Source organism: Bacillus sp. FSL K6-2431, from assembly GCF_038005165.1.
GTDB classification, from domain to species: Bacteria; Bacillota; Bacilli; order Bacillales; family Bacillaceae; genus Bacillus; species Bacillus pumilus.
Genome location: NZ_JBBOSQ010000001.1, coordinates 3537338 through 3550276, shown reverse-complemented (window position 1 = coordinate 3550276; position 12939 = coordinate 3537338). Strand labels below are relative to the sequence as shown.

Annotated in this window: 16 protein-coding genes; 3 read left to right on the top strand and 13 right to left on the bottom strand. The window is 40.6% G+C overall.

Annotated features, from left to right (window positions below; all coding sequences use genetic code 11):
- Positions 1-64: 64 nt before the first annotated feature.
- Positions 65-703, bottom strand: coding sequence for an MBL fold metallo-hydrolase (locus MHH40_RS17965; protein ID WP_003217463.1), 639 nt, complete (start codon positions 701-703; stop codon positions 65-67).
- A gap of 157 nt (positions 704-860) precedes the next feature.
- On the opposite strand from MHH40_RS17965, the gene MHH40_RS17960 reads away from it, so the two are divergent.
- Positions 861-1034 carry a DUF2759 domain-containing protein gene (locus MHH40_RS17960; RefSeq protein WP_003217333.1) on the top strand — a complete coding sequence of 58 codons (174 nt, stop codon included), beginning with the start codon at positions 861-863 and terminating at the stop codon, positions 1032-1034.
- A gap of 224 nt (positions 1035-1258) precedes the next feature.
- On the opposite strand, the gene MHH40_RS17955 is transcribed toward MHH40_RS17960, so the two are convergent.
- The 11 genes from MHH40_RS17955 to rpmG all read right to left on the bottom strand — a co-directional run bounded on the left by MHH40_RS17955 (position 1259) and on the right by rpmG (position 10835).
- Positions 1259-1573, bottom strand: coding sequence for an MTH1187 family thiamine-binding protein (locus MHH40_RS17955; RefSeq protein ID WP_003217504.1), 315 nt, complete (start codon positions 1571-1573; stop codon positions 1259-1261).
- A gap of 78 nt (positions 1574-1651) precedes the next feature.
- Positions 1652-2905 carry an MFS transporter gene (locus MHH40_RS17950; RefSeq protein ID WP_340901403.1) on the bottom strand — a complete coding sequence of 418 codons (1254 nt, stop codon included), beginning with the start codon at positions 2903-2905 and terminating at the stop codon, positions 1652-1654.
- A 155-nt stretch (positions 2906-3060) separates the two neighbouring features.
- On the bottom strand, positions 3061-4185 hold the full coding sequence (locus MHH40_RS17945) for a M14 family metallopeptidase (protein ID WP_340901400.1): 1125 nt from the start codon (positions 4183-4185) through the stop codon (positions 3061-3063).
- Between the two features lie 86 nt (positions 4186-4271).
- Positions 4272-6191: an LTA synthase family protein gene (locus tag MHH40_RS17940; RefSeq protein WP_212045907.1), complete on the bottom strand. Its 1920-nt coding sequence runs from the start codon at positions 6189-6191 to the stop codon at positions 4272-4274.
- A gap of 213 nt (positions 6192-6404) precedes the next feature.
- Positions 6405-7358, bottom strand: coding sequence for an ROK family glucokinase (locus MHH40_RS17935; protein WP_137054973.1), 954 nt, complete (start codon positions 7356-7358; stop codon positions 6405-6407).
- A gap of 13 nt (positions 7359-7371) precedes the next feature.
- The gene (locus MHH40_RS17930; protein ID WP_050943971.1) at positions 7372-7575 is read right to left on the bottom strand and encodes a YqgQ family protein; all 204 of its coding nucleotides are present in this window, start codon (positions 7573-7575) and stop codon (positions 7372-7374) included.
- 70 nt (positions 7576-7645) lie between these two features.
- Positions 7646-9184 carry a rhomboid family intramembrane serine protease gene (locus tag MHH40_RS17925; RefSeq protein ID WP_268458402.1) on the bottom strand — a complete coding sequence of 513 codons (1539 nt, stop codon included), beginning with the start codon at positions 9182-9184 and terminating at the stop codon, positions 7646-7648.
- Positions 9185-9270: 86 nt separating this feature from the next.
- On the bottom strand, positions 9271-9444 hold the full coding sequence (locus MHH40_RS17920; protein WP_017367602.1) for a hypothetical protein: 174 nt from the start codon (positions 9442-9444) through the stop codon (positions 9271-9273).
- A gap of 89 nt (positions 9445-9533) precedes the next feature.
- Complete coding sequence (locus MHH40_RS17915) at positions 9534-9998, bottom strand: hypothetical protein (protein ID WP_137054971.1); 465 nt, start codon at positions 9996-9998, stop codon at positions 9534-9536.
- Positions 9999-10076: 78 nt separating this feature from the next.
- Entirely contained in the window at positions 10077-10637 is a 561-nt protein-coding gene (locus tag MHH40_RS17910; RefSeq protein WP_340901396.1) for a 5-formyltetrahydrofolate cyclo-ligase, read from the bottom strand.
- A 48-nt stretch (positions 10638-10685) separates the two neighbouring features.
- Entirely contained in the window at positions 10686-10835 is a 150-nt protein-coding gene (gene rpmG / locus MHH40_RS17905; RefSeq protein WP_012010579.1) for a 50S ribosomal protein L33, read from the bottom strand.
- Positions 10836-11256: 421 nt separating this feature from the next.
- On the opposite strand from rpmG, the gene MHH40_RS17900 reads away from it, so the two are divergent.
- Both MHH40_RS17900 and MHH40_RS17895 read left to right on the top strand, forming a co-directional pair.
- A complete protein-coding gene (locus tag MHH40_RS17900) occupies positions 11257-11604 on the top strand; it encodes a hypothetical protein (RefSeq protein ID WP_003217285.1) in 348 nt (115 codons plus the stop codon).
- A complete protein-coding gene (locus MHH40_RS17895; RefSeq protein WP_003217472.1) occupies positions 11601-12101 on the top strand; it encodes an endolytic transglycosylase MltG in 501 nt (166 codons plus the stop codon). Before MHH40_RS17900 ends, MHH40_RS17895 begins: the two co-directional genes overlap by 4 nt.
- 42 nt (positions 12102-12143) lie before the next feature.
- Here the strand turns inward: MHH40_RS17895 and pstB are convergent, their stop codons facing one another.
- A complete protein-coding gene (gene pstB, locus MHH40_RS17890; RefSeq protein ID WP_340901395.1) occupies positions 12144-12926 on the bottom strand; it encodes a phosphate ABC transporter ATP-binding protein PstB in 783 nt (260 codons plus the stop codon).
- Positions 12927-12939: the final 13 nt, after the last annotated feature.

The window sequence follows — 12939 nt, the reverse complement described above, 5'->3', positions numbered from 1 at the left end:
AGAATGCGAGGGTTTGTCTACACGCTGAGCATCTCTATAAAAAGAGATGCTTTTTTTCATACGTTTAAAGAGAAAAGCCATTGATAAATGGATTTTGTTCCTGCTCCGTAAGTACAGTGGTTTCTCCGCCATGTCCACTTAAAACAAGAGTTGATTCTGGTAAAGACAATAATTTGTTATGAATTGATTGAAGCAGCACTTCTTGACTGCCCCCTACTAAATCTGTTCTCCCGATGCCGCCTTCAAATAGCGTGTCACCAGAAATCACAAATCCTTCTTCCGCCGAATAGTAAGACACACTGCCTGGTGAATGCCCAGGAGTGTGGAACATCTCTAATGTAAACGATCCAATTTGAAGAGTTCCTTCTGACGTAATTAATTTTTCAGCTTCTTTGACCGTAATTCCATTTCCAATCAATCGAGCTGAACCGTTTAATTCAGCGTTCGTGAGCCATTCTTTTTCATTCTCGTGTACATAGAGTGGCACTCCCCACTCTGCGCGCACTTCATCTGCGGCACCGATATGATCAAAATGAGCATGTGTCAGTAAGACCGCAAGCGGTGTGAGCTGTTTTTCTTTTACATAGGAAATTAGCTTTTGTGCTTCACCGCCTGGATCAAAGATTAAACATTCTCCGTGCTCATTTTTCCAAATATACGCATTCGCTTGTACATAGCCTAGTGGCATTCTTCTCCAATTCATTTTCATCACCTACTTTATTCATTCTTTTTTATTATGAAGGCTACACAATAAAAATTCAAACAATCGTCAACTGGAATCTACTCGACAAGCTTTATGAAAACGGTTAAAATGAAAAGAAAGGAAATCAAGGGGATTGATGACAAAGGGGGACTTTCACATGATGCTCGTCATTATTTTTGGTCTAGTCACGATTTTAGCTGCACTCGGGATCTATCGCTCACTTAAAAAAGTGAACGTACTTGCCATCGCTTTTGCTGGCGCGACATTTTTGGTTTTTGGCTGGTTTACTGTCATGACCATCATCTATAGCGGTTATCCAACTGCACATTAAAAAGCCTGCATTTAGCAGGCTTTCGGATTGTTGACAAAGGGCTAAAATGATCTTTATTTTAGCCCTTTGTCTTTTTTTCAGCGTGATAGAAAACCTTTGCAGCCCTAGGAAGGACGAGTACCGGAGCGGAGCGAATTTGATATTCGTGAGCACCGGCACGCAGGACTGACACCGAATGCGAGGGTTTGTCTACACGCTGAAAGCCTGCATTTAGCAGGCTTTTTTTATTGATTCAAGTGCTTATTCACGCTTTCTATTTTACTTGTAAGCGTTGTGGTTTGATCCCGCCTGTCATCAATGCGGATATTGGTCGCTACGCGGTGCAGTCCCTTTTCAAAAGGTGCTTCATGAATGTGCTGAATGACTTCAAATAAAACGGATAATTCACCTTCAATTAATGTATTCATTGGTGTTAGTTGATAATTAATTTTCCCTTCTTTTTGAAAGCCTTCTAAAATTCTTTGTACATCTGCTACATAAGCACTGACACTTGGTGTTTCCGTACCTATTGGAATGATAGTGACATCTGCTATGGCCATGTTTATTGCCCCTTTCCACTCAAATCCTCATGTTTTCTCGTCCTCATTGTAACCTATTCGCAATCCATCATGCCATGCTCACGTTGCATTTAAAGAAGGTTTGTCCCGTTCTATCGTCAAATCCGCCCTCTCTACCTTCCCAATTTTTGTGAATAGCAGCAGGCATATCCCTGATACAGCTTCAATGATGCCTCCAGCCGCAATGACATATCCGGAACCAAATAATGTCGCCATATAGCCGCCAATGAGAGCGCCTAACGGGATCATGAAGAAGGAAATCATATTGATAATTGCATACACTTGCGGCTGATCCTCTGCTTTTACTGACAATTGAATCATTGTATGTTCAGGCACGTTGACTGCACTGATGGCGGCACCTAATGCAAAAGCTGATATAAACACAAGTGGTAAAAATGCGTTCATACCTGTGATGAAAAACGAGATTCCATCAACAATCCCGGCACCTATAAACAGCAGCCCATACCGGTTCACTTTTACCTTTGTCAAAACAAACCCCATCAAGAATGCACCTAGTGCCGTTGTGACTTTAATAAATGAATAGATCACGGGTCCACTATGTAAATCCTCTGTTAAATAAATAACAGACAATGCTTCCCATGGTGCGGCAGCAAAATTTGAGCAGACACAAAAAATCGCCAATGGGAACAAAATATGATGCCTTCTCACAAGTGAAAATCCCCGAATCAATCTTTTGCCGTATGATACCCCTTTTTTGGCTTTATCAATGATGATTTCTGTTTCATATGTAATGATTAATACAAGTAAAGCGGACAAGAGATAAAGAGGAATAATCACAAGCATTGTATATCCTACCCCTACAAACGCAATCATGACACCACAAACCGTGACCGTCACAAGCCTGACTACATGACTTGCTGATTGAATAGTTGCATTCGCTTTTTGTATGAGGTCCTCATGGACAAGCTTTGGAATAATTGATACAGACGCCGGTTCGTAGGAGCCACCAGTTGCCGAATGAAGCAGCATACACCCAATAACAAGTGCTAATGGCGTGAAACCATAAAAGTAACTGACCACAATCACAAGAATTATCGCTCCTCTTGTTAAATCAGCAAAACACATCCAAAATTTCAATTGATGCGGCTTCATCATTGGGGTAATTAGTGGCCCAACAATGGCTTGCGGAACAAAGCTGACCGCAATAAAAAAGGCTGTTCCAACTGCCCCTTTTCCGCCTAGTACTAAAAGCCACAAGATGGTGTTGAAAGATAAACTATCAGCTGTTATTTTGCACATTTTAGACATAAATAAGTAAGTGAAATTCCTTTTCCACAGGCTTTGAGCACTCAATGATCGACATCTCCCTAAAACATATCCTTTTTTTTACATCCATACCTTTCACAATAGCTCACAATTCAGCCTTCGTCAATTGCCCTAACATTATTTTTATTGACAATAAGAAATTGCTTCATGTTCAAATGTAAAAAGCACCTGACAGGTGCTTTTTAACACTTACATGCTTCCCATAACAACCGCTTTGTTTTCTCATAGATCGTGTCAAATTGATTCATGGAAAGAGGATTTTTTCCTAGGCCAAGCTCGACTGTATAGCCCTCATTGTGACATTGATAAATAAACCAATCACGATAGCCTGCATAGCTGTCAAGATATTGAATCGGTTTATAGCCGCTTACTTGTTCGAATCGTTTGACCGTTTCTTTTGAGATGGCTGGTTCATGACCAAGAAACCCCCAGTATATCTCTTCTCCTTGTGTATGGAGAGCAACAAGCCTGTCAAAGCGTTTTCGTAACGCTAGATTTGCCATCGCTTTCGCTTCTGGTTCTGTTAGCGGCTGATACCCAGGAAAACCTCGATTGGACGGAGCCTTAGTCTCATGACGGTAGTATTCGATCTCCCAATAAGCAGGAAATTGATTGTTCAAATCCACCCCTCGTATATTTGCTTTCCACTCCTGATAGTCAGCATATCCATCATGTAGCGGTGTGAATTCTTCACTGCTCAGACCAAGTGACTCTGGTCCATTTCGTACGAGGTCCACACCATCTGGATTCACCAATGGTACGATAGAGAGAGCTGTGGTTCGCAGAATATGAACGGCTTCATGATGCCTTGCTTGCACCGGGTCAGATGCAGCCAAACACAGCGATTTCAGCCATTTTATTAAAACAGACGTCGTGATCCATTCATTTGCATGAAAAGAGGCATTCAAATGAATAGAATGTAAATGCTGAACAGGCTCTGTTCGGATTTCATAAATAGGTGTATCAAGCACTGAATGACCTATGATGCTCATTTGAAGAAAAGGAAATGCGGCTTTCAAGTAGCTCAGCTCTTCTTCTAATTGAGCACTATCATATTCAAAGGTTCCATTGATCCAATCATCGGATTGCTGCAGCCTGTAAGGCGCAATAAATTTCTGCAGCTCACCTATGGAAGAAAATGAATGGATGCCTTCCGGAAGTCGGTATCCCGGTAAAAGGAGGTACTCATTGCTGATTTGATTGGATAAATGGAAAGCTGCATTCCCTATCTCTAACTGCTTTGCTACATGATCCTTTTCCTCTCCATCTAGGTGCCATTCAATTTTCCCAAACGACGTTGTCTTCATTTACATCCCTCCTCTCATACTATATGAGCCGGCAGACCAAAAAAGAAAACCTCTGCATGTAAAAATAACAGAGGTTTTCTCGTATGTTAGGACGCCTTTTTTAGCTGAGTTTCATCTTCTTTTTTGGATGGAGAATGGTCCGGGCTATTCCGGTCATAAAATCTAAGGAGATCCCCATAGATGATTTGATCAGAGAATTGGAGCTCTTGCTTTGCTTTCTCTTCATAAGACTGACACACAGTCTCATCATCTCTTGGCTCACCCGTTTTTTTATTGTAGCAAACACCATCTGTGAAAACACTGTCCTTCGTAATAAAACTGCCATCACGAAGCACGGTAAAATTATTCGTATCTTTCGATAAAAGATCATGGCCAAATTGAATTTGTTTACTTGTATCAATTCCTAATAGATTGAGTACAGTTGGGCGGAGATCGACCTGACCACCTACCGTATCAATTTCTTTTGGATGTTGGTCTGTGATCCCTGGAATGTGTACAACAAACGGGACTTTTTGAAGCTGTACTTCTTCAAATGGCGTAATTTCTTTATTTAAAAATTGCCCCATGGCTTCGTTATGGTTTTCCGAAATTCCGTAATGATCCCCATACAAAACAAAGATGGAGTTATCGTATAACCCAGCTTCCTTCATCTTCTTAAAGAAAAGCTTAAGTGCTTCATCTTGATAACGCACTGTAGGGAAATATTTGTTTAGCGTTTTGCTCTTAGAATCATATTCATCAATGAGCTTATCTTCTTCATCTAGATCAAACGGAAAGTGATTCGTTAATGTAATCAATCTCGTATAGAAAGGCTGCGGGATCGATTTCATCAATTCCGCTGACTGTTCGAAGAATGGACCATCTTTCAGCCCCCAGCCAACTGAATTTTCTTCATTTACATCAAATGATTTAATATCAAAAAACTTATCGTAGCCAAAGCTATCGTAGATCAGGTCACGGTTCCAGAAACTTTTGTTATTCGCATGAATGACAGAAGAATGGTACCCCTCATCCTTTAACAGCTCAGGTGTGGCTGTAAACTCATTGCTTGGATTTGTGAAGAACACAGCCCCTCTTCCAAGTGGATAGAGAGAGTTATCAACAATAAACTCTGAGTCAGATGTTTTCCCTTGACCTGTTTGATGATAGAAATTAGTAAAGTTGTAGCTTTTCTTGATTAATTTGTTTAAAAACGGGGTGATTTCTTTCCCGTTTAGTTTTTCATTGATCACGAAACTTTGTGTAGATTCAAGTGAGACAAGAATGACATTTCGTCCTTTTGCTTGACCAAACGTCTTTTCATTACGGTCGGTTTGATTTGCACTTATATAGTTTTCAATTTCTGTTAAGCTATTGCTGTCAGCAAGGGCTCGTTGAGCAGACTGCTTCGATTGCAGCACTCCATCATAAATATGGAAATTATATAAGCTGATATTTTTTACCAGCATCTCACGGTCAAATGAGCGAGTGAGCAGTTCTGGTCTCTCTGTTTCAGCCAAACCAAGGTTAAAGAAGAAAGTCGCTGCCACAAATAAATAATAGGCTGCTCGTTCTTTTCGTGAAATGGTGACATCCGTTCTAAAGGAAGGCTGCTTTTTATAGAGCCACATTAAAATGATAATATCAACGAACATTAGAAAATCGACTGGTTCAATTAAAGAGGTAATACTTGACCCGAGGTCACCCATATTGTTTGTTTGAAATAGGACGGGGATGGTTAAAAAGTCACTATAGAATCGGTAAAACACAATGTTAGCTAACAAAATAAATGTCAGAATAAAGCTCGTCACGATGATATATCGATTGCGATTTTTTTCTTTCATAAATAAACCGATTCCGAAGATAAACAAGATAAAGCTAAGCGGATTAATAAACAGGATGAACTCCTGCATGAAATTTTCTATTTTAATATTGAAGCTAGATTTATAGATAACATAGGTTTTGACCCACATGAGCAATGTCGCAATCAGTAAAAATGAAATCGCCTTTAATCTTTTCTTTCGCATTGTAACCTCCTTATGCTAAGCGAGCACTCAAGCTAGGGATACACCCTAATTATTGGTGCTTCTTCAAAAATAACTAAACTATATCTTATCCTGTATGTGCTGGAAAATCAATGTCTTTTTCCTCATGACAAACTTATGAATATGCTAAACATTTCATTTCATGCCCATCTATCGCTTTTTTTAATAAAAATGACATCATGATGACTTTTTTGTTTAAGACAACCATTTGTTTTTTGCCATCCATGCACCGCCGATGACTCCTGCATCGTTTCCGAGAGAGGCAATCACGACTTCGACATCATCAGCGCAAGGCGGAAATGCGTGATGCTTAACAACGCGCTCTACTTTACTGCGAAGGAGCTCACCTGCTTTTGAAACACCGCCGCCAATCACAATTTTTGTTGGGTTTAACGCACTGGCAAGATTCGCTAACACAATCCCAAGATGAGTCGTCACTTCTTCTACGACACGCATGGCAAGATCATCTCCACTTTCAGCGGCCTTAAACACATCCTTTGCAGTCAGCGAAGTGAGCGTGCCAAGTGAAGATGTATGCTGCTCTGTTACTAATTTATCCTTTGCAAGCCGGACGATGCCAGTCGCAGATGCAATGGTTTCAATACAGCCCGCTCTTCCGCAGTTACACGGTGCTCCTTGGAATGGAACGGCACAAATATGGCCAATTTCTCCGCCAGCCCCTGTCTCACCTTGAACAACTTCACCATTTACAATAATGCCGCCGCCAACACCTGTGCCAAGTGTGACCATCAGGATGTTTTTTGCACCATCGCCTGCACCCTTCCACATTTCACCGAGTGCAGCAATATTCGCATCATTTTCGATGACAGATGGAAGTCCGGTCTCTGCCTCTAGGTGATCTTTGAGTGGATAGTTTGTCCAGCCGAGATTCGTTGTTTTATAGACAATCCCAGATACTTTATCTACAGGCCCAGGTGCACCCATTCCAATCCCAATCAGCGCTGATTTGGGCATATTGATTTCGACTAGTTTGTGGTCAATTGATTTGGCAATATCGACTGTGATCGTCTGCCCTGATTTATCCGTAGGAATCTCCCACTTATGCTGAATTTCACCATATAGATTAATGAACGCAAGCTTAATTGTCGTACCGCCAAGATCTACTCCTACAAACCAATCCCCGATCATATGCCCTCCACCTTCACATTGTTTTTCGATTTAATTTGGCTAGTTCCATTTGAAGAATCGTCATTGCGTTTGACCATTCTGTCCGGTCAATAATGCCCGATGTATACATTTCCTTCAGTTCATCTGCCATAAAATCTAATTCCACTTCACGATCTCCGAAATACACATAATTTCCAAATCTCATGAGCAGCTGCTGTACATCATATAACGTTTTCATTGTTTTCACCATTTCTTCTCATCAACAGATAGGATAAGCGTATTCATAAATGCGCTTTCAGTCAAGTCATTCAATGTGTTTGCGAGTTTTTAATATATTGTTTCAGCTTTAAAAATTGATCATTTTTTGGATCTTGGTCTAACCCTTTTTCTATTAGAGCCTCTGCTTTCGCTGTCTCTCCTTTTTCTACGTACAACAACGATAAATGATACAGTTTATTTGGATCATCTGGATTTTTTTTAAGCGACTTTTGTAAAAATCCAATCGCTTTGTCAAGGTGTCCGAGCTGGGCTTCCGATAGTGCATATATATGTAGAGCCTCAGCTGATGCATCCTTTTGATGTACATATTCCTCTAGACGTTTACTTGCTTCGTTATAGTTCTTGTCATCAAATAAACTTGCTGCCTCACTTACTGCTGCCGCTTCCTTTTGATCGTCTGAATGAAACCCTGTATACAATCCAAAACCACCAATCAACAGTAGAACAATACTAGCAAGAAACATTTTGACAGGCTTCACCTGTTTAGGAAGCCGGACAGCTAAAGCCGCTAAAAAACCGCCAACCAGACCGCCAAGGTGCCCTGCGTTATCAATACCTGATACGGTAAAGCCGATCCCTAAATTGATGAGGATGATCACAATAATATTTGTCCCCATCGTCCGGAAGAAGAGCTTGCGGTTAGAAATTGCCAAATATAATAGTGCACCTAAGCATCCAAAGATCGCGCCTGATGCACCGGCTGCGATGGCCGTATTAAAGACAAAGCTCGCTATGGAACCAAAAATGCCGGAAATGAAATAGATGAGCAAAAATCTCCATGAGCCATAAATTTTCTCAACAGCCGCTCCGACAGACCAAAGAGCAAATGTATTAAAGAGTAAGTGTGTCAAGCCAATATGCAAAAACATTGGTGTAATCAGACGCCACCATTCTCCATCTAAGATCAGCCCATTATTTTTAGCACCAAACGCTGTCAAAGTTGCCGTATTGGTACTTCCGCCAAATAGTTCAAGTAAAAGAAACATCACCACTTGAACAGCGATGAACAGGTAGGTGAAAATCGGTCTGCCATTTTGAAAAACGGCCCGTTCTCGTTCACGCTGCTTTTCCTGATCATCAAATGCTTGAAGTACGCTCACTTTAAGCTGGATGACATCTTCAGCTGTGTCTCTTTTTGCCTCTTCTACATCCACTGTCAGCGATGTATTGAGCCATTTTTGCAGCTCATTTACGTCGTGTTGAAGAGTGTCTGCATTGAGTAATACAGGTGTAACCGTCACCTTTTGCTTTTTTTGCGGTTGACCGTTTAGGTCCTCCCAATCATCTACAGGGTCGTCAGCTGTAAATTGGAGCTGTAAGAGATGCAGAGAACGTTTACGCATGGCCTCTCTCAGCTGATCCATCCGATACGTCTGTTCTTCGATATCTCGAACGATCTCCTGTTTAAAATTCACATCTTTTCTATATAGACGGATGAGATCATACCCTGAGTTTCGTGGTGCTTCAAAAAATATTTCATCTTCTGGAAACGGACTTTGAATCATCTCGTACCCTTTTTGTCTTAATTCATCAACAACTCGCCAAAATAAACTATCTATGACATTCATTCATTCGCGCTCCATTTTTTACATTATTATAACAAGAATCGTTCTGATCCGCATTTCTGAACAAAAAAATCCCGGCGTCTGCGGGATTAGAATGCTTGGCGAATAAATTTCGTCCGAAAATATGGGATTTTCATCAGCCACTTAATAAAAAAGTGACGCACTTGATTTTGACCTAAGATCAAATTCATCAGCCGGTAACGATTTTGCACGAGAACGAATGCAAACAATGTGAACACAATGCTCCAAATCATTTTATTCATCATATTCCCTCCTATGTTCGTATCGTGGCTTAAATAGGATGTGTTTATGCATGAACCATCATTTTTATCGCTTACCATGCGATATGCTTTCACACTCTAATCCCTTGTTCTTTTGATTGAATATAATAGACCTCTTCACACTCGGATTGATCATAAGAAACGTCAAATTGATGAAGATCGATTAAATCCTTGAACGTATGAGGCAGCTTACAATTCGGCTCTACCTCTTCCATCTTGTGAGGGAAGTAACTGTCGTATGGATTTGGTGTATGAACATATACAGCGTCTAAACCAGGGTCATGTTCGTGAATACAAATCCATGTTTGGTATGGCTTTTCAAAGCCTTCAAGCTGTTTTAACAGCCTATGATATAAAGCGATATGGGCTTTGATATGCTCTCTTCTTATTTTTAAGCTATTTTCCCCGACCCCAAAAAAATCAAGGTGCGTATGCCAAAAATAAAACCATGAATCCTGATCAAGTTTGAGGTCACAAGTATTCACTTCCTCCCACATATTGCGGAAGTATCTTTTCTTTCCACGAAATTTTTTCAAAACGGACCTCCTATCAGCTAAAATGCCATGACCTTATGAAACAACAAAAAGCCCGTTCTTTGGACAATCAGCGGACTTTTACTTTTGATATGACGTGCCTTTTTCACTGACAATCATAGACACCGGTATGTCGTGCGCTTCAGTCGGCACATGCCTGATTTGCTGTAAAGACAGACAAAGTGCAATGGTTCCCCCGTGATAGTCAGCTAAGTAGCGGTCATAATAGCCGCCCCCAAATCCAATCCGGTAGCCTTTTTGATCGAAGCATACCCCAGGCACAATGATTAAATCAATGGTTTCTTTATGTACAGCTGTTGATACTTGAGGGTCTGGTTCCAATAGCCCAAAGTAGCTGGATGTCATCTTTGTTTCGGGTGTATATTCATAAAACATCATCTCTTTTGTTTTCGGAAAACAGGTAGGGATACATACTGTTTTTCCTTCTTCCCACGCTTTTTCAATTAGAGGCATTGTCGGTATCTCTTTTCCTCTAGACATCGTCAAAGCGATCTTTTTCGCCTGTTTCCATGCTGGCAGCTGCAATAAGTGCTCATGAAGTAAAGCCGTGCTGCGCTCAAATTCTTCAGGGCTTATCTGATCAAGCTTGGCTAATGTTTGAAGGCGAAGCTCCTTTTTCATACAGATCATCTCCCATCATAAAAAAACAGCAGGAAAATTCCCTGCTGCTTACTTTGTTTCACGATGTACAGTTTGTTTTTTATCACGTGAGCAATACTTTTTGAATTCAACGCGATCTGGATTGTTTCGCTTATTCTTTTTAGTAATATAGTTACGCTCACCGCATTCAGTGCAAGCTAGAGTAATATTTACGCGCATATTTTTCCCTCCAAACTAAAATCAATTCACATTCAGACCTAACTATAATACCACTTCTAGCTTAGGAATGCTAGAATGTTTTTTCACCAATTTCAATTTGAGTGCATCCACTTACATATCGCATGCTTATGTCATGAAAAATCGTCTGCTCCCCTATAAAACCTGATCCTTTGTCGTACTGTATACATGAGAGACCCTCTTCTCCCCGCCGCTTTCATTTATTTTGACAGCGAGGCAAGGTTTTCATACCCGTTTTACATATAAAAAGAAAAAAGATGAAAAAAAGGTGATTTTCTTCAGCAATTCCTTTTGAAACTAGCTTTTTTATGGTATAAAAAAGAAGGGTCGAAAACTGTCTGAAACAATCTTGGAAGCCTTTTATGGCTTTCAGCATTAAAATATGAATAAAAGGTGATGAAACATGGAAATTGCAATTATCGGATTGCTTGTTGTCAGTATTGTACTGATCGCATTCTCATATTTTCAAAGAGAACCGATTAAAGAAGTCGAGCAGGAACTTGAAACACTTCAACTATCTGCAATGCAAGAAATCTATAAACTGAAAAAGAAAATGAAAGTGCTTGAAGAAGAATTACTTGAAACAAACATCGTCGTCCGCAAGCATTCAGAAATTGATCCATCCATCGCAAGACAGATCATTTCAAAGCACCAAAATGGCATGTCTCCTGAGGCCATTGCGCGCGCTGAGCATGTATCTGTAGAAGATGTCAACATGATCATTAAAGACAACGAGAGGGTGCTTGTATGACGAAAAAAAGCATCCAAACGTTTGCAGCAGGTATGATTCTTGCAACTGGGGTTCTTGCGATTGTCTTTTTCCTCACTGGGAAAGACGAGGCAGCAGCTGATACAACAACAAAAGAAACCCTCGCACAGAAAGTAACAGACACTGACGTGAAAAACTATTTAGACTCCAAAAAAGAAGTCACTGTCAGCCGTGAAACGTACCAGCAGCTTCTTGACTATAAGGAAAAAGCGCTGAAGGCAAATGAAGACGGAGATTCTAAAAGTGATCAACAAAAAGAGGACAAGCCTAAAGGCAAATCGATCAAATTTGTGATTAAAAACGGTATGAGTACAAGTGATGTTTCAGACATGCTTGAAAAGGACGGCATCATCAACTCGTCTAAAGATTTTAATGATTACGTAATTGACGCCGGCTACCATAAAGAAATTCGTGCAGGCAAGTTCAATTTAAAAACAGGAATGACATTCAAACAGATTGTCAAAGCCTTAACAAAATAACAACAAACCCCCCTGGCGGCACTGACCTCCAGGGGGGTTTTGTTATCCAAATCGACCAGATATATAATCATTCGTTCTTTGATCGTTTGGCTCAGAAAACATCACATTCGTATCATTGACCTCAACAAGCTCCCCCATTAAGAAGAAGGCCGTTCGGTCTGATACCCGAGCCGCTTGCTGCATGTTATGCGTCACAATGGCAATCGTATATTTCTCTTTCAATTTCATAATCAATTCTTCAATCTTTAATGTTGAGACAGGATCAAGCGCTGATGTTGGTTCATCCATTAATAAGATGTCTGGGCTTGTAGCAATGGCTCTTGCGATACAAAGACGCTGCTGCTGACCGCCAGAAAGGCCTAGAGCGGGAGCACTTAATCGATCTTTCACTTCATCCCATAGGGCAACATCTCGAAGCGATTTTTCCGCGATTTCTTTCAATTGCTGCTTGCTCTTAACTCCATGAATTCTTGGTCCGTATACGACATTATCAAAAATTGACTGAGGGAAAGGATTTCCTTTTTGAAACACCATCCCGACATTTTTACGCAGCTCCACTAAATCGACACGACCTTTTAAAATGTTGTCATCTTTATACATCATATCCCCGGTGATTTTCACACCTGGCACTGTTTTGACCATAAGATTTAACGTTTTAATAAACGTTGACTTTCCGCAGCCGGACGGGCCGATAATCGCTGTGACTTCATGCTCTCTGATCGCTAAGTCAATATGCTTCAATGCATGATGCTGTCCATACCAAAGATTCATATCATTCACACGAAACACTTCTTTTTTTGCTGCTTTAGTTGCTACTGCATTCATCAAATCCACCCGC